Source organism: Pseudomonas sp. ES1 (genome assembly GCF_050586605.1).
Lineage (GTDB): Bacteria > Pseudomonadota > Gammaproteobacteria > Pseudomonadales > Pseudomonadaceae > Aquipseudomonas > Aquipseudomonas sichuanensis.
In genome coordinates, this window is the sequence record NZ_JBOBDM010000018.1 from 39,893 (window position 1) to 64,425 (window position 24,533).

The 24,533-nt window shown below is 65.1% G+C and carries 13 protein-coding genes; 10 read left to right on the forward strand and 3 right to left on the reverse strand.

Annotated elements, in window-relative coordinates:
• Positions 1–230: 230 nt before the first annotated feature.
• From ACQ4N9_RS09975 to ACQ4N9_RS09995, 5 genes are all read left to right on the forward strand, one after another.
• Positions 231–14,210 (forward strand): autotransporter-associated beta strand repeat-containing protein, encoded by a 13,980-nt coding sequence (locus ACQ4N9_RS09975; RefSeq protein WP_390968620.1) that lies wholly within the window; start codon positions 231–233, stop codon positions 14,208–14,210.
• A gap of 1,093 nt (positions 14,211–15,303) precedes the next feature.
• Positions 15,304–15,555, forward strand: coding sequence for a hypothetical protein (locus ACQ4N9_RS09980; protein ID WP_258705065.1), 252 nt, complete (start codon positions 15,304–15,306; stop codon positions 15,553–15,555).
• Positions 15,545–15,796 (forward strand): DUF3077 domain-containing protein, encoded by a 252-nt coding sequence (locus ACQ4N9_RS09985; protein ID WP_390968622.1) that lies wholly within the window; start codon positions 15,545–15,547, stop codon positions 15,794–15,796. Before ACQ4N9_RS09980 ends, ACQ4N9_RS09985 begins: the two co-directional genes overlap by 11 nt.
• Positions 15,797–16,129: 333 nt before the next feature.
• Positions 16,130–17,491 (forward strand): PAAR domain-containing protein, encoded by a 1,362-nt coding sequence (locus tag ACQ4N9_RS09990; protein ID WP_430932761.1) that lies wholly within the window; start codon positions 16,130–16,132, stop codon positions 17,489–17,491.
• Positions 17,484–17,873: a hypothetical protein gene (locus tag ACQ4N9_RS09995; RefSeq protein ID WP_430932763.1), complete on the forward strand. Its 390-nt coding sequence runs from the start codon at positions 17,484–17,486 to the stop codon at positions 17,871–17,873. Before ACQ4N9_RS09990 ends, ACQ4N9_RS09995 begins: the two co-directional genes overlap by 8 nt.
• Positions 17,874–18,886: 1,013 nt before the next feature.
• On the opposite strand, the gene ACQ4N9_RS10000 is transcribed toward ACQ4N9_RS09995, so the two are convergent.
• Positions 18,887–19,600 (reverse strand): DUF4225 domain-containing protein, encoded by a 714-nt coding sequence (locus ACQ4N9_RS10000; RefSeq protein WP_390968626.1) that lies wholly within the window; start codon positions 19,598–19,600, stop codon positions 18,887–18,889.
• A complete protein-coding gene (locus ACQ4N9_RS10005) occupies positions 19,597–20,079 on the reverse strand; it encodes an Hcp family type VI secretion system effector (RefSeq protein ID WP_390968628.1) in 483 nt (160 codons plus the stop codon). Before ACQ4N9_RS10005 ends, ACQ4N9_RS10000 begins: the two co-directional genes overlap by 4 nt.
• Before the next feature lie 666 nt (positions 20,080–20,745).
• Here ACQ4N9_RS10005 and ACQ4N9_RS10010 point away from each other — a divergent pair.
• From ACQ4N9_RS10010 to ACQ4N9_RS10020, 3 genes are read left to right on the forward strand one after another with little or no spacing between them, the layout of a single operon-like run.
• Positions 20,746–21,309, forward strand: a complete 564-nt coding sequence (locus ACQ4N9_RS10010; RefSeq protein WP_125465455.1) for a GNAT family N-acetyltransferase — start codon at positions 20,746–20,748, stop codon at positions 21,307–21,309.
• 39 nt (positions 21,310–21,348) lie between these two features.
• Positions 21,349–21,891 (forward strand): hypothetical protein, encoded by a 543-nt coding sequence (locus tag ACQ4N9_RS10015; protein WP_390968630.1) that lies wholly within the window; start codon positions 21,349–21,351, stop codon positions 21,889–21,891.
• A 54-nt stretch (positions 21,892–21,945) separates the two neighbouring features.
• A complete protein-coding gene (locus ACQ4N9_RS10020) occupies positions 21,946–22,485 on the forward strand; it encodes a hypothetical protein (protein WP_323833329.1) in 540 nt (179 codons plus the stop codon).
• Positions 22,486–22,515: 30 nt separating this feature from the next.
• Here ACQ4N9_RS10020 and ACQ4N9_RS10025 read toward each other — a convergent pair whose 3' ends face one another.
• On the reverse strand, positions 22,516–22,983 hold the full coding sequence (locus ACQ4N9_RS10025; RefSeq protein WP_390968632.1) for a DMT family transporter: 468 nt from the start codon (positions 22,981–22,983) through the stop codon (positions 22,516–22,518).
• A gap of 91 nt (positions 22,984–23,074) precedes the next feature.
• Between ACQ4N9_RS10025 and ACQ4N9_RS10030 the strand changes: the two genes are divergently transcribed.
• The gene (locus ACQ4N9_RS10030) at positions 23,075–23,995 is read left to right on the forward strand and encodes a LysR family transcriptional regulator (RefSeq protein WP_390968633.1); all 921 of its coding nucleotides are present in this window, start codon (positions 23,075–23,077) and stop codon (positions 23,993–23,995) included.
• Positions 23,996–24,028: 33 nt separating this feature from the next.
• Positions 24,029–24,415 (forward strand): lysozyme inhibitor LprI family protein, encoded by a 387-nt coding sequence (locus ACQ4N9_RS10035; RefSeq protein ID WP_390968635.1) that lies wholly within the window; start codon positions 24,029–24,031, stop codon positions 24,413–24,415.
• Positions 24,416–24,533 lie beyond the last annotated feature (118 nt).

Here is a 24,533-nt window from a genome sequence, read left to right on the forward strand (position 1 = left end):
GATCCAATCGCCACTGCGCTGCAACCCGCGTAGTTCGTACTGCCTCGAAATAGTATTAACACCATTTGACCGCCCCAAGCGGCGTGCTGTCCGTGCTTGAGCGGCTACACATTTCCACAAAGGAACTTGTAGCCAGGGTCAGGCGTTTCGGCCGGCGTATGTCGCGCTCCTGCATCACCGCGATACACGTATTCAAGGACTGAATGACCTGATCCACGAAGGAGCTCTCCGTGGACAGAAGTGTCGCCGCCCGTTTGCCTGCCCGTCTCTCGCAATTGTCCCTGGCTGTCAGCCTGGTTGTCGGGGGCATGGCCCTTTCCCTCACCAGTGAACAGGCGCTGGCCGTCTGTAGCGCGGCGGGGTCCACGATCACCTGCAACGGCGCGGCCAACCCGCTGGCGCCGAGCTATACCAACGGCGGCAGTGGCCTCACGGTCAACGTCAACCCAGGCGCCACCCTGGGGACGCTGCTGGGGGTGGGCGGCACCTCGTTGTCGCTGGCCGGCAACAACAACACCTTGAACAACTCCGGCATCATCGACCCGACCTTGCTGGGGTTGCTGAGCATTCAGTCCAGTGCGGTGCTGATCGGCAACACCGGCACCGGCAGCACCCTCAACATCAACAACAACGCCACGGGCGTGATCAAGGGCACGGGTGCCTTGCTTGGCGCGAGCCTGTTCAACCTCACGGGCATGGCGCTGGATGCGCGCAACGGTGCAGGTGGCACCACCACCATTACCAACGCCGGCAGCATCGGCTCCTCGGCGCTGGCCAGCCTGACCCTGGTGAGCGAGGACACCCCGGTGATCGCCGTGACCGGCGGCGGCACGGTGAACTTCACCAACACCGGCACCGTCCTCGGCCGTGCAGCCTTCGAGGCCTCTGCTACCGGCAACACCTTCACCAACGCCGGCACCCTCACCGGCAGCCTGTCGATGGGCGCCAACAGCACCAACCGCTTCAACGCCATCACCGGTTCCAATGTCGGCGCGGGGCTGGGTGTCGGCGTGGCCCTGCTGGTCACCAGCAACCCCAACCTCGCCTACGCGGCAGCGGGCAAGATCGACGGCGGCGCCGGTGGTACCAACACCCTGGCGCTGCAAAATGCCATCGGCGGCGGCAGCGGCACCAGTGGCAGCGGTACCATCAACGCCAGCAACTACATCAACTTCAACCGGCTGATCGTCGACAGCGGCACCTGGAGCTTGCTCGGCCAGGTGCTCAACGGCACCACCCTGACCACCCTGAATGGCGGCCAGGTCAACTTCGACAATTCCAGCGCGTTCGGCAGTGGTGCCATTACCGTCAATGGCGGCGGCCTGGCAGGCACCGTTGGCGGGCTGAGCCTGAGCAACGCGCTGACCCTGAACGCCGGCCTGAACGTCGGCGGCGCCACCGACATGGCCCTCAATGGGGTGGTCAGTGGTGTTGGCGGGCTGACCAAGACCGGCGCCGGCCTGCTCACCCTCGGCGGCACCAACACTTACAGCGGCGGCACCATCCTCACCGCCGGCGGCCTCAACCTGACCAGCGCTGCGGCGCTTGGCACCGGCGGGCTCACCGTCAACGGCGCCGGCAGCCTGCAAGGCAGCGTGCCGCTGGTGCTGAACAACGCCGTGGCACTCAACGCCGCCCTCAGCCTGCCTGGCAGCAACGCCCTGACCCTGGGCGGCGTGCTCAGCGGCAGCGGTTCGCTGGTCAAGAGCGGCAGCGGCAACCTGACCCTCAACGGCGTCAACACCTTCAGCGGCGGCACCACCCTGGCCAACGGCACCCTCACCCTGGGCAACAGCAACGCCCTGGGCACGGGAGCCCTGGGCCTCACCGGCAACGCCAGCCTGGACACCACGGCGGCGATGTCCCTGGGTAACACCATCAACCTGGGCAGCAGTGCCCTGACCTTGACGGGCAACAACGCACTCACCCTGGGTGGCGTGATCGGCGGCACTGGCAGCCTGGTCAAGAACGGCGCCGCCGACCTCACCCTCAACGGCGTCAATACCTACAGCGGCGGCACCAGCCTGGCCGCTGGCAAGCTTACCGTCGGTAACAGTGCCGCGCTGGGTACCGGTGCCCTGGCCTTGACCGGCAACGCCAGCCTCGATGCCAGCACCGCTGTCAGCCTGGGCAATGCGATCAACCTGGGCGCCAACACCCTCAACCTGCTGGGCACCAGCGCCACCACCCTGGGCGGGGTGATCAGCGGCACTGGCGCGCTGGTCAAGAACGGTGCCAGCGACCTGGCCCTGAACGGCAACAACACCTTCAGCGGCGGCCTGACGCTCAACAACGGCAAGCTTACCGTCGGCCACAGCAACGCGCTGGGCGGCGGCGCACTGACCCTGGGCGGCAATGCCAGCCTCGATGCCAGCACCGCAGTCAGCCTGGGCAATGCCGTCAACCTCGGCGCCAACACCCTCAGCCTGCTGGGCACCAGCGCCACCACCCTGGGCGGGGCGATCAGCGGCACCGGCGCTCTGGTGAAGAATGGCAGCGCCGGCCTGACCCTCAGCGGCAACAACACCTTCAGCGGTGGCACCACACTCAACGCCGGGCAACTGATCCTGGGCCACAACAACGCCCTGGGTACTGGCGCGCTGACCCTTGGCGGCAATGCCGGGCTCGACGCCAGCACTGCGGTCAACCTGGGCAACGCCATCAACCTGGGGAGCAACACCCTGACCCTGGCAGGAAGCAACGCCACCACCCTGGGCGGGGTGGTCAGCGGCAGCGGCGCCCTGGTCAAGAACGGCAGCAGCAACCTCACCCTGGGCGGTGCCAACACCTTCAGCGGTGGCCTGACCCTCAACGCCGGCACCCTGACCCTGGCCGACGCCGCCGCGCTTGGTACCGGGGGCTTGACCGTCGGTGGCGCCGCCACGCTGAGCAACACCGTGGCCATGACCCTGAACAACGCCGTCAGCCTGGGCGGCAACCTGACCGTGGCCGGGGCCAACAACCTGAGCCTGGCCGGCAACATCAGTGGCGCTGGCGGGTTGATCAAGAACGGCGCAGGCAGCCTGACCCTCAGTGGCAACAACTCCCAGAGCGGCACCACTTCGCTCAACGCCGGCACCCTGGTGCTCGGCAGCAACACCGCGCTCGGCACCGGCGCGCTCAACGCCGCCGCCAACACCACCCTCGACAGCAGCGTGGCCGGGCTGAGCCTGGCCAACAACCTCAACCTGGCGGGCAACCTCAACCTGGCCGGCAGCAACGACCTCACCCTTGGCGGTGTGGTTGCCGGCGTCGGCGGCCTGACCAAGAACGGCGCCAGCACCCTGACCCTCAACGGCGCCAACACCTATGTCGGCGCCACCAACCTCAACGCCGGGCGCATCGTGGTCGGCGGCAACACCGCGCTGGGCAGCGGCGCGCTCAATGCCGCCGCCGGCACCAGCCTGGATGCCAGCAGCGCGGTCAACCTCGCCAATGCCGTCAACCTGGCCGGTGCCCTGACCATCGGCGGTGGCGCCAACCTCGGCCTCGGTGGCCTGATCAGCGGTGCCGGCAGCCTGGTCAAGAACGGCAGCGCGCTGCTGACCCTGTCCGGCCCCAATGCCTACCTGGGCGGCACCACCCTCAACGCCGGTGGCCTTGTGCTGGGCAACGGCGCCGCCTTGGGCGCAGGCAAACTGACCGTGGCGGGTGCAGGCAGCCTCGATACCAGCGCCGCGCTCAGCGTCGGCAATGCCATCACACTGGACGCCGACCTCACCCTTGGCGGCAGCAACAACCTGGTCCTGGGCGGTTTGATCGATGGCACCGGCCAGTTGATCAAGAACGGCGCTGCCACCGTCACCCTCAACGGCCTGAACACCTACACCGGCGGCACCGTGCTCAACGCGGGTGGCCTGGTGCTGGGCAGTGGCAGCGCCATCGGCAGCGGCGCCCTGACCGTGGGCGGCGCGGCCTCCCTGGACAACAGCACCGCCATCAGCCTGGGCAACAATGTCGCGCTCAACGCCAACCTCACCCTGGGCGGCAGCAACGCCCTGACCCTCGGCGGCGTGCTCAGCGGGGCAGGGCAGCTGATCAAGAACGGCCTCGCCACCCTGACCCTCAATGGCGTCAACACCTACACCGGTGGCACCACCCTCAATGCCGGTGGCGTGGTCATCGGCAACGGCAACGCCCTGGGCAGTGGCGCCTTGAACGTGACCGGTGCCGCCAGCCTCGACAACAGCGCCGTGCTCAACCTCGCCAATAACATCGGCCTGGGCGCCAACCTGACCCTGGGCGGCAGCAACGACCTCACCCTGAGCGGGGTGATCAGTGGCACGGGCGGCCTGATCAAGAACGGCCTGTCCGACCTGACACTGGCCGGCAACAACACCTTCAGCGGCGCCATCGACCTGCTCGGCGGCAGCCTCACCACCGTCGGCACCGGCGCTTTGGGCAATGCCTCGGCGCTCAATGTCGGCGCCGGTGCCAGCCTCAACCTCGGCAACAGTGCCACCGTCGGCGGCCTGAGTGGCGCCGGCACGGTGAACGTGGCGAGCGGCGGCAACCTGAGCGTGGGCGGCAACAACCTCAACAACGTCTTCAGCGGCGTGCTGGCTGGCGCGGGCGGGCTGGTGAAGAACGGCAGCGGCAGCCTGGAACTGTCCGGCGTCAGCGTGCTGGCGGGCAATACCACGGTCAATGGCGGCCTGCTCAACGTCAGCGGTGCCTTGGCCAGCGCCAACGTGCAGGTCAACAGCGGTGCCAGCCTGGGCGGCACCGGCAGCCTGGTGGGCGCCGTGGACATCGCCAATGGCGCGCACCTGCTGGCCAACAGCGGCGCCACCCTGAGTACCGGCTCGCTGACCCTGCACAGCGGCTCGATCCTCGATTTCGGCCTGGCCGGGCCGTCCACCGGCGGCACCGCGCTGGTCAACGTCAATGGCAACCTGACCCTCGACGGCACCCTCAATGTCAGCGACCTCGGCGGCTTCGGCGTGGGTATCTATCGCCTGTTCGACTACACCGGGGCGCTGGTGGACAACGGCGTGGTGTTCGGCGCCATACCCGGCAGCGTGTTGCCCGGCGACCTGCAGGTGCAGACCAGCGTCGGCAGCCAGGTCAACCTGCTGGTCGGCGGCGCGGCCGGCGGCGTGCAGTTCTGGGATGGCGGCCAGACCGTCGCCAACGGCTCGGTCGATGGCGGTACAGGCACCTGGAGTGCCGGCGGCAGCAACTGGACCAACGTCAACGGCACGCTCAACAGCGCCTGGGGCGGTGACTTCGCCATCTTCCAGGGTACGGCGGGCGATGTGACCCTGGTCGGTACCCAGGCCGCCACCGGCCTGCAGTTCGTCACCAACGGCTACCGCCTGATCGGCGCCGGTGGCCTGGACCTGGTCAACGGCAGCAACGGCGCTTTCGCTGTGCGTGTCGACCCAGGCGTCACCGCCACGCTCAACGTTGGCCTGTCCGGCAGCGGCCAGCTGGCCAAACTCGACAGCGGCACGTTGGTGCTCAACGGTGCCAACAGCTACACCGGCGGCACCCTGCTCAACGGTGGGTCGCTGGTGGTCGGCAGCAACACCGCCTTGGGCACCGGCTCGGTCAGCACCGCAGCGGGCACCAGCCTGGACAGCAACACCGCCGTCACCCTGGGCAACGCCTTCACCCTCAACGGCGCGCTGACCGTGGCCGGCAGTGCCGACCTTGGCCTGGCCGGAATCGTCTCGGGCAACGGCAGCCTGATCAAAGCAGGCGGCGCCAACCTTACCCTGGGCAACGCCAACACCTACAGCGGCGGCACCACCCTCGGCGCCGGCACCCTGACCCTGGGCAACGCCCAGGCACTGGGCACCGGTGGCCTCACGGTCAGCGGGGCTTCCAGCCTGACCAGTACCGGCGACTTCAGCCTGTCCAACAGCATCGCGCTGAACGCCAACCTCACTCTGCCGGGCACCAGCAACCTGACCCTCAACGGCGTCGTGAGCGGCACCGGTGGGCTGGTCAAGTCCGGCAGCGGCACCCTCACCCTCAACGGCAGCAACAGCTACCAGGGCATCACCAGCCTCAACGGCGGCACGCTTGTCGTGGGCAGCAACACCGCGCTGGGCACCGGCGCACTGAATGCCGTAGGCGGTACCACCTTGAGCAGCAACGCCAACGTAACCCTGGCCAACCAGATCAACCTGGCCGGCAACCTGACCCTTGCCGGTGCCCAGAACCTGACGTTGGGCGGCAATATCAACGGTGTCGGCGGCCTGACCAAGACCGGCAGCGGCATCCTGACCCTGAACGGGACCAACGGCATCCTGGGCAACACCAACCTCAATGCCGGCACCCTGGTGCTCGGTAACGCCAGCGCCCTCGGCCTGGGCCAGCTCAACGCGGCTGCTGGCACCACACTGGACAGCAACACCGCGCTGAACATCGGCAATACCGTCAACCTTGGTGGCAACCTGACCATTGCTGGCAGCAACGACCTGGGTCTGGGCGGTCTCGTCACCGGTGCCGGCAGCCTGACCAAGAACGGTGCCAGCAACCTGACCCTCAGTGGCGCCAACACCCTCACCGGCGGAGTGACCCTCAACGCCGGCACCCTGACCCTGGGCAACAACCAGGCGCTGGGCACCGGAACCCTCACCGTCGGCGCCGCCGCCAACCTGGCCACCCTCGGCGCGCTGACCGTGGCCAACCAGGTGTTGCTCAACGGCAACCTGAACCTGACCGGCAACAATGACCTGGCGCTGAACGGCGTGATCAGCGGCAGCGGTGGCCTGAGCAAGACCGGCACCGGCAACCTGACCCTCGGCGCCGCCAACACCTACCAGGGCACCACCACCCTCGGGGCCGGTACCCTGACCCTGGGCAACAACACGGCGCTGGGCTCGGGCAACCTGGCGGTGACCGGCAACAGCACACTGGCCAGCAGCGGGGTGCTGCAGGTGGCCAACGCCATCGGCCTTGGCAGCGGTACCACCCTTGGCGTCAGCAATACCCAGGCGCTGACCCTCAACGGCGTCATCAGTGGTGATGGCGGCCTGAACAAACTGGGCAGTGGCCAACTGATCCTCAACGGCAACAACACCTACACCGGCGGCACCGCGCTGCAAGCCGGCAGCCTGCTGCTGGGCAATGCCGGCGCCCTGGGCAGCGGCGCGCTGAACGTGAACGGTGCCGCCACCCTCGATACCAGCCTGGCGCTGGCGCTGGGCAACGCCATCAACCTGGCTGGCGGCAACCTCACCCTCGGCGGCAGCCAGGCGCTGACCCTCGACGGTGTAGTCAGTGGCACCAACAGCCTGATCAAGAATGGCGCCGCCACCTTGACCCTCAACGGCAACAACACCTACAGCGGCGGCACCACGCTCAACGGCGGCACCCTGGTGGTGGGCAGCAATACCGCCCTGGGCACCGGTGCCCTGAGCACTGGCGCCAATACCAGCCTCGATGCCAGCGGCGCGGACGTTACCCTGGCCAACGCCGTGCACCTGGGGGGCCTGCTCAATGTGCTGGGCAGCGCCGACCTCACCCTCAACGGCGTGCTCGATGGCGTCGGCGGCTTGAACAAGTCGGGCGCTGCCACCCTGACCCTCAATGGCGCCAACAACTACCTGGGTGGCACCACCCTGAACGCCGGCCAGCTGGTGGTCGGCAACGACAACGCGCTGGGGCAGGGCGCCCTGACCGTCGCCGGGGCCTCGACCCTGAGCGCCGGCAGCAACGTCAGCCTGGCCAATAACATCACCCTCAACGCCGGCCTGACTGTCGCTGGCGCCAACGACCTGACCCTCAACGGTGTGCTCAACGGCACCGCCGGGCTGACCAAGAACGGCAACGGCAACCTGACCCTCAACGGCAACAACGGTTACCAGGGCGGCACCCAGCTCAATGCCGGACGCCTGACCCTGGGCAGCAGCGGCGCCTTGGGCACCGGCACCCTCTCGGTCAGCGCCGATGCCATCCTGGCCAACAGCGCGCCCATGGCCCTGGGCAACACCATCGCCCTGAGCAACAACGCCAACCTGACCTTCGCCGTCGACAACGCGCTGATCCTCAGCGGTGACCTCAGTGGTACCGGCAACCTGATCAAGACCGGCGTCGACGACCTCACTCTGGTCGGCACCAAGACCTTCACCGGCGACGTCGATATCCAGGCCGGCTCCCTTACCACCCTGGGCAGCGGCGTGCTGGCCAACGTCGATAACCTCAATGTCGGCGCCAGCGGCCAGCTCAACCTCAATGGCAACGCCAGCCTCGGCAGTCTGACCGGCAGCGGTCAGGTCGATGTCGGTATCGGCAGCGTCCTGAGCCTGGGCAGCAACAACCTAAGCAACACCTTCGCCGGCAGCCTCAACGGCCTCGGCGGCCTGACCAAGGTCGGGACCGGCACTCTGACCCTGACCGGCATCAGCAACCTCGCCGACAACACCAACGTCAATGGCGGCACCCTGAAGGTCGATGGCACCCTGGGCAGCAACCTGCTGACCGTCGCCAGCGGCGCCACCCTCACCGGCAGCGGCAACGCCAACGCCACGGTCATCATCAGCAATGGCGGGCATCTGGCCGGCACGAGCGGCAGCACCCTGGGCCTGGGTTCGCTGGTGCTCAACAGCGGTTCGATCGTCGATGCCGGGCTTGGCTCGCCCGCCACCGGTGGTACCGCACTGTTCAACGTCGGCGGCAACCTGACCCTCGACGGCACTCTCAACGTCAGCAACATCGGCGGCTTCGGCAACGGCGTGTACCGGATCTTCGACTACGCAGGCGCGCTCACCGACAACGGCCTGGACTTCGGCAACCTGCCCTTTGGCTTCGGCCTCGGCGACCTGAGCCTGCAGACCAGCCTGGCCAACCAGGTCAATCTGCTGGTCAGCGCCAGTGGCCAGAACATCCTGTTCTGGGACGGCAGCGATACCACCGCCAACGGCCAGGTCAACGGCGGCACCGGCACCTGGAACGCCGGCAGCAGCAACTGGACCGACCTCAACGGCGCCACCAACAGCGCCTGGAACGGCAGCTTCGCGGTATTCCAGGGCACTGCCGGCGATGTCACCGTGGTGGGCCCGCAAGCCATCAATGGCATGCAGTTCGTCAGCAACGGCTACCGCCTGCTGGGCGGTGCCGGCGGTGTGCTGAACCTGGTCAACGGCAGTAGCGGCGACACCAGCGTGCGCGTCGACCCGGGTGCCATCGCGACCCTCGACGTGGCCCTGGCCGGCAGCGGCAAGCTGAACAAGCTCGACACCGGCACCCTGGTGCTCAATGGCAGCAACAGCTACAGCGGCGGCACCACCCTCAGTGGTGGCACGCTGATCGTCGGCAGCGACAGTGCCTTGGGCAGCGGCGTGCTGAGCACCACGGCGGGTACCACCCTGGACAGCAACAAGACCGTGGCACTGGGCAACGCCATCAGCCTGGCCGGGCCGTTGAACATCGCCGGCAGCAACGACCTGGCGCTCAATGGCGACATCAGCGGCAGCGGCGGCCTGGTCAAGGCCGGCAACGCCAGCCTGCTGCTGGCCGGCAACAACACTTACAGCGGCAACACTGCGCTCAACGCCGGTACCTTGATCGTCGGTTCCAACACGGCGCTGGGCAGCGGCGCGCTCAATGCGGCTGCCGGCACCAGCCTGCAGAGCAGCCAAGCCGTGACCCTGGCCAACAACGTCAACCTGGCGGGCCTGTTCAACGTGCTGGGCAGCAACGACCTGACCCTCGGCGGCACCCTGGCGGGTACCGGGAGCCTGGTCAAGAGCGGCGCCTCGGCGTTGACGCTCAGTGGCGCCAATACCTACAGCGGTGGTACCGAGCTGCAGGCGGGCACGCTGGTGGTCGGCAACAACGCAGCGCTCGGCAGTGGTGGCCTGAGCGTCACCGGCAACGCCAACCTCGACAGCAGCAGCGCGGTCACCCTGGGCAACCCGGTCGCGGTCAGCGGCACCTTGAACGTGCTGGGCAGCAACGACCTGCAACTGGCCGGCGTGCTCAGCGGCAACGGCACCCTCAACAAGACCGGCCTGGCCGACCTGACCCTGTCGGGCAACAACACCTTCAGCGGCATCATCAACCTGCTCGCCGGCAGCCTCAGCACCCTCGGCACCACGGCCCTGGGCAGCCAGAGCGAGCTCAATGTCAGCAGCGGCGCCACCCTCAACCTGGACGGCAACACCACCCTGGGCGACATCGGTGGCAGCGGCGCCATCCAGATCGCCGCGGGCAACAGCCTGGGCGTGCAGGGCGGCGTATTCGCCGGTGACATCAGCGGTACCGGCACCCTGAACAAGATGGGCATCGATACCCTGACCCTCAGCGCCAGCAATAGCCACAGCGGCACCACCAACGTTCAGGCCGGTGGCCTGGTGGTCAACGGCAGCCTGGCCAGCAACACGGTCAACGTTGCCAGCGGCGCCACCCTGGGCGGCAGCGGCAGCATTGGCGGAACGGTGTCGGTGGCCAACGGCGGTACCCTCAGCGCCGCCAGCGGCAGCACCCTGAACGTCGGCAACCTGGTGCTCGGCAACAGCGCCAACTTCAACGCCGCCCTCGGTGCGCCGGTCAGCAGCACCCCGCTGGTCAACGTGGCCAACAACCTGACCCTCGGCGGCACGCTCAACATCACCGACATCGGTGGCTTCGGCGCCGGGGTGTACCGCCTGTTCGCCTACGGCGGCAGCCTGGTCAACAACGGCATGGCCATCGGCAGCACGCCGGTGCCGGCCAGCGACCTGACCGTGCAAACCGCCATCGCCAACCAGGTCAACCTGGTGGTCGGCGGGGCCAGCAACGTGCTGTTCTGGGATGGCAGCCAGTCCGTCCCCAACGGCGTGATCGACGGTGGCAGCGGCACCTGGGATGCCACCAACACCAACTGGACCGACGCCAATGGCGTGCTCAACGATTCTTGGAACGACACCTTCGCGGTGTTCCAGGGCACCCCAGGCACCGTCACCGTCAACGGCAGCCAGAGCATCGGCGGCATGCAGTTCGTCAGCGACGGCTATGTGCTCAATGGCGGCGCCGCCGGCGAGCTGCTCACCACCGGCACCACCAACCTGCGGGTCGATAACGGCGCAACGGCCACCCTCAACGTCGCCCTCAATGGCACCGGCAGCATCGCCAAGTACGATACCGGCACCCTGGTGCTCAACGCCGCCAACGGCTACAGCGGCGGCACCGCGCTCAACGGCGGCACCCTGGTGGTGGGCAACAACAGCGCCCTGGGCAGTGGCGTGCTGACCGCCGCCGCTGGCACCACGCTGGACAGCAACACCGCCGTCACCCTGGGCAACAATGCCGTGCTCAACGGCGCCCTGGCCATTGCCGGCAGCAACGCCCTGGAACTGGCCGGCAACCTCAGTGGCGCTGGCGGCCTGGTCAAGAACGGCAGCGCCCAGCTCACCCTCAGTGGCAGCAACAGCTACACCGGCGGCACCCTGATCAACGCCGGTAGCCTGGTGGGCGACAGCGACAGCCTCAAGGGCGCCATCGTCAACAACGCGGCACTGACCTTCGAGCAGAACGCCAACGGCAGCTACACCGGCAACCTCACCGGCAGCGGCACCCTGACCAAGGCCGGCACCGGCGAGCTGCTGCTCACCGGCAACAACGCCCTCACCGGCGCCACCAACGTCAACGCCGGGCGCCTGGTGGTCAACGGCCGCCTCGACAGCGCCACGGTCACGGTCGCCACCGGCGCCAGCCTGAGCGGTAGCGGAACCCTGGCCGGTGCGGTGCAGATCCAGAACGGCGCCACCCTCGCCGCAGGCCCTGGCAGCACGCCGTTGTCGGTGGGCAGCCTGAGCCTGGCCTCCGGCAGCACCCTGGACTTCAGCCTTGGCGCACCCAATGCTGCGACCACTGTGGTGCAGGTGGCCGGCAACCTGATCGTCGACGGCACCCTCAACATCACCGACGCCGGCGGCTTCGGCCCAGGGGTGTACCGCCTGTTCAGCTATGGCGGTTCACTGACCGACAACGGCCTGGTGTTCGGCGCCATCCCCGGCAGCGTGGTGCTGGGCGACCTGAGCCTGCAGACCGCCATCGCCAACCAGCTCAACCTGGTGGTGCAGGGCGCCGGCGGTTCGCTGCAGTTCTGGAACGGCAGCCAGACCACCCCCAACGGCAGCATCGGTGGCGGCAGCGGCACCTGGAACTCGGCCACCAACTGGACCAACTCCACCGGCACCGCCAGCAGCAACTGGGGCGCGCAGTTCGCCGTGTTCGGTGGCCAGGCCGGCACCGTGACCGTGGCCGGCAACCAGGCCTTCACCGGCATGCAGTTCCTCACCAATGGCTACCAACTGGTGGCCGGCAACAATGGCAGCCTGACCGCCACCAACGGCAGCGGCGGCAGCCTCGCGGCGGTGCGGGTGGATGCCGGCGCGACGGCGTTGATCAGCGCGCCGCTGGTGGGGACCGGCGGTATCGAGAAGCTCGACTCGGGCACCCTGGTACTGGCCGGCGCCAACACCTACACCGGCGGCACCACGGTCAGCGGCGGTACCCTGATGGGCAATACCAGCAGCCTGCAGGGCAACATCCTCAACAACGCCAGCCTGGTGTTCGCCCAGGGCGCCAATGGCACCTTCAACGGCAGCCTGACCGGTACCGGCACCACCACCAAGACCGGCGCCGGCACCTTGCTGCTGACCGGCAACCAGGCCTTCAGCGGCGCCTTCAACGTCAACCAGGGCGTGCTTGAGGTGGGCAATGCCGCCAACCCCGGCGCCAGCCTCGCGGCGCAGGTCACCGTGGCCAATGGCGCCGCGCTGACCGGCACCGGCACGGTCGCCAGCCTGGTCAACCAGGGCACGGTGATGCCGGGCAAGGGCGGTGAACTCAGTGTCACCGGCAACTTCACCAACGCCGCCAGCGGCAGCCTGCTCGTCGATGTCAGCGGCAACCCGACCAGCTACCTCGACGTCGGCGGCACCGCCAACCTCGGCGGCAGCCTGCAGGTGGTCAACCTGGCCGGCTTCAGTGGCAGTGGCCATTACACCGTGGTCACTGCCGCGGGCGGTGTCACCGGGACCTTCGCCAGCACCAACCTGAGCAACTCGGCGTTCCTCAACAGCGCCGTGGCCTATGGCGCCAACCAGGTGACCCTGTCGCTGAGCCGCAACGGTACCGGCTTTGCCGGGGTCGCGGTCACCGGCAACCAGCGTGGCGTGGCCACCGCCCTCAGCGGCCCAACCGCGCCAGCCGCGTTGGCCGGCAATATCCTGCCAATGAGCGCGGCGCAGGCCCGGGCGGCGTTCGACAGCCTGTCCGGCGAGATCCACGCCAGCACGGCCAGCGTGCTGATCGAGGACTCGCGCTACGTTCGCGAAGCGGTCAACGACCGCCTGCGCCAGGCCGATTGCAGCCGCCAGGACGACCCACGCCGTACCCTGGCCCCCACCGCCAACCAGCAGCTCACCAGCGAAGGTTGCCAGGGCCAGGCCGTCGGCTGGATCCGCGCCCTCGGCGGTTGGGGCGACTTCGATGGCAGCAGCAGCCACGCCAGTGTCGATCGTGAGCTGCAGGGCTTCATGCTCGGTGTCGACCGGGCGCTGGACGAGCAGTGGAAGGTCGGCGTTGCTGCCGGCTACACCAACTCCAGTATCGATGCGCACCAGCGCCGTTCGGATGCCTCGGTCGACAGCTACCACCTGAGCACCTACCTGGGCTACCAGCTGGACGCCTTCGCCGCCCGCTTGGGCGTGGCCTACAGCTGGCACGACATCGACACCAAGCGTGACGTCGAGGTGGGCGCCTACAACGACCGCCTCAAGGCCAAGTACAAGGCCCGCAGCGCCCAGGTGTTCGGCGAAGTGGGCTACGCCATCGACGCCGGTGGCATTGCCCTGGAGCCGTTCGCCGGGCTGGCCTACGGCAAGTACGACAGCGATACCGCCCATGAGAAGGGCGGGGCAGGGCGGCTGGAGGGCAGCGTTGACCAGGACGTGACCTATTCCACCCTGGGCGTGCGCGCCGGCAAGCGTATCGAGCTGGCCAACGGCACCGCCATCACCCCGCGCGCGTCGTTGGGCTGGCGGCATGCCTTCGGCGACACCAAGCCCGACGCCGACCTGCGCTTTATCGAAGGCGGGGCAGGCTTCAGTGCCTCGGGCGTGCCGATTGCCAAGGACGCGGCAGTGGTCGAGGCCGGGCTGGACCTGGCGGTGGGCGAGAGTGGCAAGCTGGGGATCGGGTATTCCGGGCAGCTGTCCAATGATGCCCGCGACCATGGGGTGACGGTGAGCTTCAGCATGGGGTTCTGAGGGTTATGGCCGGGGGCCGCTTTACGGCCCATTCGCAAGGCGAGCGGCGGTGAAACAACAGGCATGACTGGCCCGAAACAGATGTGGGAGAGCGATTGCCAAATCCTAGGTGTGACGCCCATTAGCCTGTCTTGAGACCGCATGATGGCCACCAGGTGCATGACGGTAGCCTTGCAGCGCTCTCAAGATCGAGCGCCGCCCGCGCGGCGCATCGCTGGCAAGCCAGCTCCCACATCTGTTTCGGGACAGTTACTCCTGTAAGTCCATCACTGTCCGCCTTGTTGGTACGACGCGGTTTCAGTGTGGGCATTGCCACCGCCCCACATGGCTCAAGGCATGCACCAAGGCAGGCGCCGGTACTTTCACAGGAGTAACTGGCCCGAAACAAACTGTGGGAGCTGGCTTGCCAGCGATGCGCCGCGCGGGCGGCGCTCGATCTCATAGGCGCTGCAAAAACACCGGCAGGCACCTGGTGGCCCTCACCCAATCTTCCGCCATGCAACTGGTGGCCATTACCCAATCCTGAATCCCCAGGGCCAGCGGTGTGACGCCCACTAGCCTGTCTTGAGACCGCATGAGGGCCACCAGGTGCATGACGGTAGCCTTGCAGCGCTCTCAAGATCGAGCGCCGCCCGCGCGGCGCTTCGCGGGTAAACCCGCTCCCACAGTTTGTTTCGGGCCAGTCTTTCCTGTGCCATTACCTGGTCTGCCTTGTTGGCACGGCGCGAAATCGCGTTGGCGCGGTCAGCGTGGGGCGGGCCTGAAGGCGTAAGACATTTCCGAATCTGAAACCAAATACTTCAATCGGCCAGCGCTTGGGACCTATCCTACGCGACTGTCGGAAGGCTCTGCATTGGCTGGGAAATACCTCGGGGGTAACGTCGCTGGGTCGTCACATTTGGCGACCGGGTGTGAGAAGCCCGCCGTGTTAATCCAATGTGCTAGCCAGTTATGGCAGCTGTGCGCGTGCAGACTTCGGTCTGGCCGTGTGTGATTGGAGCACGGTCTTCTCACCTCGCGCACGGCTGCCACCCTTGTCTGTGAGAAGGATGGAGGTGGTTGTTCACTGACAACATTTCCAATTGGTGTGCCAATGAAAAAGATCGTCCCCGATCCACCGTATCCGATTCCCTTCATCACCATCATCAACGACCTCACCGCCGAGCAGGCCATGGCCCATGCCGCCACGTTGATGGACACCCTCGTCGATACCGTCCACGCCTACGCCGATTGCCCTCCCGAGTTGCGTTCGGACATCCTGCTGGACAACGCCTCGGTCCTCACGCAACTGGTGATCGCCCTGATCAACCACGCCAAGTCCAAGAGGGCCGCCCATGAGCGATAAAAGCCTCTACGGCCCGACCGAGGGCAGCACCACCTGCCTGGACCTGTTCTGCATCAAGCCGGGCATCCCGTTCGAACATGCCTTCGGCGAGCTGTCCGCGCTGCTTGGCTGCATCAGGCACCTGACTACTGAAGCTGAAATGGAGGGTGATCTGCTGGCCGGCAGCGCCGCGCGGATCCTCAGCGGGCTGGCCAAGGGGCTGATCGATGACATGGAGCCGGGGATGAGCCAAGGCAAGTAAACCCATCACTTATCGAGACTGCCGGGCAGTCTCGATGTGCCAAGGTCGTGACGCTGCATCGTGTGGCGCTGCTGCCGTTGCACTGGGCTTGTGAATGGGATGCCAGGTGGGCCTGACCTTCTGATACATAACAACCCACTGTTGCGGAGGACTGTTCTCCAGAACAAGGCATGTTCGAGTGAGTGTTCCGTCGTTGCCGTAGGACGTTTCTTGATCTGTTTTCGGCGCCGTCGGAGGCGTCATCAAGCTGCTAGCGTTCGGCGTTTTCTGCGTTCAAAGGAAAGGCCGCATGACCCGCAACCCTTTCAAGGGCATCGCCGCAGGTGACCGCCCATGACCTATCGCATCGTGATTTTCGGCAAGGGGCAGGGCCTGGTGGGCGACCGCACCACCACCGGCGCCACCTGCATCGGAGACCGCGCAGCGGGTAACGTGAATGGCCGCGCCTGGCTGCTCGAAGGCGACCAGACCACCGCCTGCCCGAAGTGCGGACAGGTGGGCACCCTCATCGACGGCGAACAGCGCTTCCTCCAGGATGGCGTACCCACCGTCGTCGACGGCGCCCGCGTGCGCTGTGGCTGCCCGCTGGGCAGCAACCGCCTGATCGCATCGTCCCAGGCCGCCCCGGCCAAGGCGCCTGTCACTTCACCGGTGGCTGCTGAACGCGCCACACCCACCCCACAAGTCGCCATGGCGACCCCTGCAGGGCTGCAACCCGGTTTCTACATCGTGCCGCGCAGCATGACCGGCGAGCAGGTGCTGCAACAGCTGGCCGCGCTGCCGGGCAACCTGCCGCTGTCGCTGGTGCGTCGGCTCAACCCCACCTTTGACCAGGGCTTCAAGGCGGGCGAGCTATTCGTGCTTGGCGCCTCCGAGCACAGCTACGCCTGCACTCGCGAAGAAGCCGAACTGATGGCAGCGGCCCGCAGTGCCCGGGCGTCGCTGGCGCAGCTCAGCACCGAAGAAGCCGACTTCATGATGCGACACATGGCCGAGATCGCCGGTGTGCTCAACGGCGCGAGCCAGTCGATGGGGGTGGGCAAGGACATGCTGTCGCGGGGGCTGGGGCAGGTGGAAGACACGCTCAAAGGCATCGAGCGTTTGCACCAGCGCGAGTTCATTGCGCATCGGCACCTGAACAGCCCGCAGTTCTTCGCCGAGCGCAAGGCGCTGTATGGCCAGATGAACGCACAGCTGCGCAGCGCGTTTCTCGGCAAGTACCTGAACCTGGGGCAGCACGAGGACCTGCGCCGGGGGCTGGGGATCTCGACCAAGAGCCTGGTGCATCACTGGTCGAAGGCCGGCGCGCCGGGGGCGATCCCTGGGTATGCGACGCACCTGGATGAGGTGGCGAAGATGACCAAGTACCTCAAGTACGGCGGGCATGTGGCGGTGGGGGTGGGGGCGACTTCGTCGTACATGAAGATCTACGAGGCGTGCCGGGCGGGGGAGACCGAAACGTGCAAACGGATTAGGTTCACTGAGACAGGCAGTTTCACCGGTGGTTTATTGGGTGGATCTTTAGGAGCAACCTTGGGAGGCTATGCAATCAAGGCGGTCTGTCGTTTCACTCCCCATGGCAGAGCTATTTGTGGTGTCGCCGTTGTTGGTGCTGGATCCTTTGCTGGTAGTTCAGGGGGGGGCGCTGGAGGCGAGGCGTTGGGAGAGTTCATTCATGGAGTCATCTATGACTGATCCCGCCAATTGGCCTGTTGCTGCAAAGTTGATTCTATTGTTGGTGCCCACGCTAATTATCATAGTCGGAATGTTCGCGACGTGGCTGGTTGCAGGTACGCAGCATTTTTCTGCTCTGTGCGAGGCATTCAAGAATAGTCGTGGTTTGGAAGATGATCGGAAACTATGGGGTACATTGACACTCCGCTCGCGTGTGGTGATTGTCGCGGGCGTAAGTGTTGGTGTGGTCTGGCCAAAATTTGGCATTCGTCATGGCTGGTTGAGTGAATACGATTATCGGACTGTTCCGATTTTTTTAAAGCGTTGTCTGCAACTATCATTTTGGGCCAATACCCTAGGGACATGTTTGCTGACGGTAAGTTACTGCCTGATAAAGTGCTGAGACCGGGGACACGCTGGGCATGTCGGCAGGGTTTTCTATAATCACGTAGCACGTCGAATTCTGCCGTCTGCATCCATACCGGAGGCTGACACTGGATAATAGTCGGACATGCCTTGTCCTAGGAACGGTGGTTCGCCGCTGCGGCGCTTATGGTAGGTCTCAGCAAGTGATGGGCTATTTTTTAGCACTTCCTGAAAACGCCCAGCAGTGGAAGAGAATCATGAATATTGATGAAAAGAAAGTCAAACCTCGGAAATTCATATAGGTCTCTTCGATGTCTATGAAAATCAAAAAACTTCTGTGCTCGATCAAGTGTAAATAAAGTCCTGCGGTTGCTGTGTTGTAGAGGTAGCTTGTGATAGCGGTGGCTAGTGAGTGAGGATTTTGAATGGCGTGGCGTCTCAAGATGACTGAGGCGCATATGTCTGATGCGAAAAAAAGAGCAAGTGCAAAAATCATTCGCGAAAATATTCTTTGATTCAGCGTTGGCGTCAATGATGCGTTTGGAAAAAACATGCGGTCTTACGGTTGAACTGCATCCGAGCCATACCATGCCTCAATTACCGTGCGCTTACCGTATAGGCGAAGGCAGTCAGGCGCGTAGAGGCTTGTTTGACGCTCCAATATTCATGCCCCAGCGGGTAGTAACCCTGGCGAGCGCTTATATTTGGTCTCGCCAGGCGTAATGAGTGCAATAGCTACGAGTTTTGAGTCCTCGAAGGACATTATGGGCTATCGTTCAGTGCCTCCTAAAAATGCCCAACTATGAAACAACATCATGAGTAGGCAGGAAATGAACAAGAATGGCCATAAGCTGATTGATAAATCCATGGCGTCGAAGACTAGCAAGAATTTCTGGTGCGCCATCAGGTGCAAGTAAAGGGAGCCGGCTATTATGTTGTATATAAAGCTGGCGATGGCGCCGGCCCAAAAAAAAGGTCTTGCAATCAAGTAGCGTCTCAAACAGATAGAGATAGAAATGTCAGATAGTATGAAGGCAGCTAGCGCGAGCATCATTTGCGAAAATATTCAGCGATCAGTTGCTGCAACGTCACGGTGCTGACGACCATTTCCATAAATATTGTATGGTGGCCCATTATTCGTATTGCCTGGGTTCGATCGATGTCGTGATATTTGAATAGGCGCCATGCGCCCGGTTTTAGTACCTTTCTAAAAAATAGATTGTATCCGCCCAAGCCAATATCTGCCGTATAGTAAGCCATGTTTCCCTCTCGCTCTTCAAAGCCAAGCTTCTTTGCTGCATATTGATATGCTTTACGAAGTGGTCCCGTTGTGTTGCTCTGTTTATTCCAGATGCTACTTCCGTTCTCGTAGACGTTGTTTGCACCATGGGCGAATACCGGAGCCCCGAAGAAAGAGCACAAGAGAGGGCCTGTTGCACATGCACCGGCTCCCGCAGCCATTTGACTCACCCCACCAAGAAGACCAATGGTCTGCTGGCCGAGTGTTGCTGCTTGCACCAATAATTCGGCTTGTTCCCCCTTGAGCAGCTTCATCCCTTCCTCTGGACTCAGCTGCTGCATCGCCACCTTGTCAACAACTTGCTTTGAAAAATAAGCAACCTCCCGGTTGAACTGCATCCGAGCCATGCCATGGCTCAAATGCCGCGCGCTGACCGTGCAGGCGAACGCAGTCAGGCGCGTAGCGGCCTGGTTTACATCCCAATAGTCGGGCCCCAGCGGATAGTTACCTTGACGAGCGCTCATGTGAGGTCTCGCCAGGCGGCATGGGCCGAGGTGCTGCCGGTGTGGTGGATCCAGCTGATATCGCGGTAACGGATTGCCAGGTGTTCCTGAGCCTCCTGGTCGCTTTGCAGCATGCTGTGGGGCATGTCCACGCGCTGCTCCACCAGCACCGCGCCATCGAGCTTGAGGGTGAAGTAGCGTTCCAGAAGCCCGGCGGGGTTGGTGCGGTAGAAGTTGAGGTTGCATTCAAGGCGTTCGCCGCTGTCCAGAGCCTGGGCCAGCAGTGGGGTCGCCTTGTCGACGAACTTGGTGATCAGCACCGGTTGGTGCAGGGCACGCTGGCTGTCGTCGCCGATCAGCTGATGTGCGACTGAGAGCACCATCACCTCGTCGGTGTGTCCCGCCTGGCAATGATTGCCAATCGAGGCCTCGGTGGAGCAGCCAGCGGAAATCAGGCCCTGACGGTCGCCGTTGATGGACAAGTAGCTGAGATAAGCCATGGGTTCACTTCTCTGGGTTGAAAAGAGTAAGACCCTAGGGCAATGGCAGCGGCGAGGATGCAGGACGGCTCCGATGGCCGGCTCAGAATCAGCGGCATCCTGTGCGGCTCAGGTCCTACAAGGCGGTGTGGCGGATAAACATCAGAGCCCGCTGAGGTGACTGATGCTGCTACTGCCTTGCGACATGCGCCAAGGCGGGCAGCGGTACCCTCACAGGAATAATTGGTCCGAAACAGATGTGGGAGCTGGCTTGCCAGCGATGCGCCGCGCGGGCGGCGCTCGATCTGATAGGCGCTGCAAAAACACCGGCAGGCACCTGGTGGCCTTCATCCAGTCTCCCGTCATGCACTTGGTGGCCATTACCGAACCCTGATTACCCAGGGCCAGCGGTGTGGTGCCCAAGGGCCTGTCTTGAAATCGCATGAGGGCCACTAGGTGCATGACGGTAGCCTTGCAGCGCTCTCAAGATCGAGCGCCGCCCGCGCGGCGCATCGCTGGCAAGCCAGCTCCCACATTTGTTTCGGGCCAGTTGCTCCTGGCCTATCTCCGCTGTCCGCCTTGTCTGCACGACGCGCCATCGCGGTGGGCGCCGTTTGTTTTCCAGGGTGCCAGACCAGGCCTCTGTCGCTAGACTGTCATCTCCCACCACCGGACAGGAGTCCCGGCGTGCCTGACCCCCGCAGTTTCCCCAGCGACCTGAGCCTGCAAAGCCCACGCCTGCAGCTGCGCCCCATGCGCCATGGCGATGCGCAGCAATGGCTGACCATCATGGCCGACCCCGAAGTGATGCGTTACTGGTACCACGCCCCGTGGCAGACCCTGGCCGAGGCCGAGAGCGCCCTGGCCGCCGACCGTGAAGCCTATGCCGCCGGCCAGTTGCTCAAGCTGGGTATGTACCGCCGCGATAACGGCGAGCTGATCGGCATGGTCCAGCTGTTCAACCTCGAAGAGGGCTCGCGCCGGGGCGAGATCGGCTACTGCCTGGCCAAGTCCGTCCAGGGCCGCGGCTACATGGACGAAGCCCTGACCTGCTTCATCGACTACCTGGCCCACACCCTGCACCTGCGCCGCCTGGAGGCGGAAATCGACCCGCGCAACCAGGGCTCGGCGCGCACCCTGGAGCGCCAGGGCTTCGTGCTCGAAGGCACGCTGCGCGCGCGCTGGTGCGTGGCCGGCGAGCTGTCCGACTCGGGGCTTTACGGGTTGCTGCTCGAGCCACCTGTTGCCTGACGTTCGGCAGCGCCTTTGGATAATGGATGGAGCCTACGGTTGCCTGCTTTCTATGTGAGTTTCACGCTTGTACTGTTCCTGCTGAGCCTGTGTTTCGACGGCCTGTTGATGGGCGTCGATGGGCATATGCCGGCCTTGCAGATACTGATCATGGGCCCCTGGGGCATCGCCTTCGGGCTCTACCAGTGGTTTGCCAATCCGCTGCTGGGGCTGGCGATACTCGCCCGTCGGCGCTTTCGCCGGGTGGCGCTGGGCGCTGCGGTGATCGCCCTGGGCCTGGCGCTCAGTTGCCTGGGCATCGAGCGGCTGCCGGACAACCGTAGCTACGACTTCCTGCCACTGACTGGCTTTGGCGCCGGGTACTACCTCTGGGCCCTGGCGATTCTGCTGTTCTGCCTGGGGCAGGCTTGGTGGTGCCGCAAGGCGCGTTCGGCGCAAGGCATGCCGGCCTGGCGCTGGTTCGATGGGCTACTGATCGCGGTGCTGGTAGCGACGATTGTTGTAGCGACCAACATGCCAAGCCTGGGTGTGCAGATCAGCCCATCGGCCGAGGCGATGGAACCTGCAGCGGGTTTGGAATGACAGCGAGGGCTGGGTTAAGGTCGCACTTCGTCCCGCTGCTACCAGGTGCCTTACTTGCCCGCCTTCTACCTGACCACAAGCTTGGCCCTGTACCTGCTGAGCCTGGCGTTCGACGGTGCCTTGACCGGTGCCGGGCGGCATTTGCCGGCATTGCAGATGCTGCTGTATGGGCCGTGGGGCATCCCCTTCGGGCTGTACCAGTGGTTTGCCAACCCCTTGATGGCCTTGGCGGTACTTGCCCATCGCCGGTTCCGGCGGCTGGCGCTGGCGTGCGGCCTGCTGGCGCTGTACCTGGCGGCCAGCAGCTTCGCGGTCGAACGGCTGCCGGATAACCAGAGCTATGCCTTCCACGACCTCAGCGGTTTTGGCGCGGGGTTCTACCTGTGGTTGATGGCCATCCTGGTATTTACCCTGGGGCAGGCGTGGTGGTGCTGGAAGGCCAGCAGCGCCGCCGAGGTGCCGGGCTGGCGCTGGCTGGATGTGGCATTGCTGGCGGCGCTTGGGGCAACGTTCTGCTACGCCACGCAGATGCCCGAGCTGCAATTCGAACCGCACAAGGTGATCATGCCGCCCGAGCAACCACAGGCCTTTTGAAACCCTCGCGGGGCAAGTCGCATCGGCGATTCAGCGCACCGTCCCCCACTGCACCACCAGCATCCCCACCACGATCATCCCCACCCCCGCCAGGCGCAGCAGGTTGACTGGCCGTTCCGGCAACCCCATCAGGCGGAACTGGTCGATCAACAGCGACGACAGCACTTGCCCGGCCACCACGCAGACGATGAACCCGGCAGCGCCAAGGCGTGGTGTCAGCACCAGCGCAGCGGTGATGTAGAGCACCCCGGCAACCCCGCCGAACCACGCCCACCAAGGGGCCTGGGCGAGGTTGTGCAACTGCGGCAGCGGCGCACGCATCAGCAGCAGGGCGGGCACCAGCATCAGCAGGCTGACCAGCAACGACACCCCCGCCGCCCACAACGGATGCCCCAGCAAGCGCCCAAGGGCGGCGTTGCTGCCTGCCTGGAAGGGCACGGCGGCGCCGGCGAGCAAGGCAATCAGCAAGGGCAGGGCGGCAAAAAGGCTGTTGGGCATGGTGTCTACTCCTGTGCGAAACACTGGTATCAGTCTGTGATATGCACTTGAATGATGGAAATTCGAATTATGTAGAGGCTGTATTCGCCCCATGGATGATTTGCGCCGCATCGACCTCAACCTGTTGCTCACCCTGCATGCCCTGCTCAGCGAGCGGCATGTCTCGCGGGCGGCTCTGCGCCTGCACCGCAGCCAACCGGCGGTCAGCCACGCGCTGGCCCAGCTACGCGAAATTTTCGCCGACCCGTTGCTGGTCCGCCGGGGCGGTGGGTTACAACTGAGCGCCTGTGCCGAAGCCCTGCGCGAGCCTTTGCAGCAGGCGCTGCAACAGCTCGATGGCCTGCTCGGCAGCCCCGGCTTCGAGCCGGGCCGGGCGCGCCGTACCTTCCGCCTGGCGATGTCGGACTACGGCGCGCGGGTGGTGCTGCCGGCGTTGATGCGGCTGTTGCGCGAGCAGGCGCCAGGCATCGACCTGGTGGTGTCCCAGGGCAGCCGCGAGGCGATGCTCGGGCAACTGATCGATGGCGAGACCGACCTGGCGCTGGGTGTGTTTCCCGAGTTGCCTGCCGAGGTTTGCGAGCAAGTGCTGTTCGAGGAGTCGTTCGTCTGCCTGGCCGACCGTGGCACGCTACCGCCGCGCGGCGGGCTGGACTTTGCCCAGTGGCTGGCCCGCCCCCATGTGCTGGTGGCGGTGCGCCCGGGGATCGACAACGAAATCGACCTGGCCCTCGGCGTGCTCGGTGCGCGCCGCCGCATCGCCCTCAGCCTGCCGCACTGGGGGGCCGCCCAGGGGCTGCTCGCCGGTACCGACCTGGTGCTCACGGTGGCTCGCCGCAGCCTGCTGGGCGCCCGCCTGGACTCTGCCTTGCGCCAGTTCCCGCCACCGCTGGCGATCGCGCCATTCACGTTCTGCCAGGCCTGGCATTCGCGCCGCGAGGGGGATGCCGGGCACCGTTGGCTGCGCAGGCAACTTCAGACTTTGTGTACGGCCACGGCGTTGGCCGAGTGCTAGGCTGTGCGCCGATCACCTTTGAAAGGATTACCCATGCTCAAGCGTTATCTGCTTGCCGGCAGCACCCTGCTGGCCATCACTGCGGCCCACGCCGAAGATTACTCGCCCAGCTACACCCAGTGCATGGACAAGGCTTCCAGCACCGTGGCCATGGGTGCCTGCATCCAGGCCGAAACCAAATTGCAGGATGAGCGCCTGAACCGTGTCTACAAGCAATTGATGGCCAAGCTCGAGGGCCAGCAGCAGAAGGACCTGCGCGAGGTGCAGCGTAGCTGGATCAAATACCGCGACGGCAACTGCGCGTTCCACGGTAGCTTGAGCAGCGGCAGCCTCTACCGCATCGAAGGGGCGATGTGCGCGATGGACATGAGCAAGGACCGCGCGGCGGAGCTGGAACGGGTGCTCAGCCCAGGGCAGTGACGGCCTTCATCCACCGCGGCGTTTGCTTCGCGGGGCAAGCCCGCTCCCACAGGTACCGCGCAAGTCTTGAGATCACGCAGTCGGTGTGGGAGCAACTGTCTTCGTAGGAGCGGCCTTG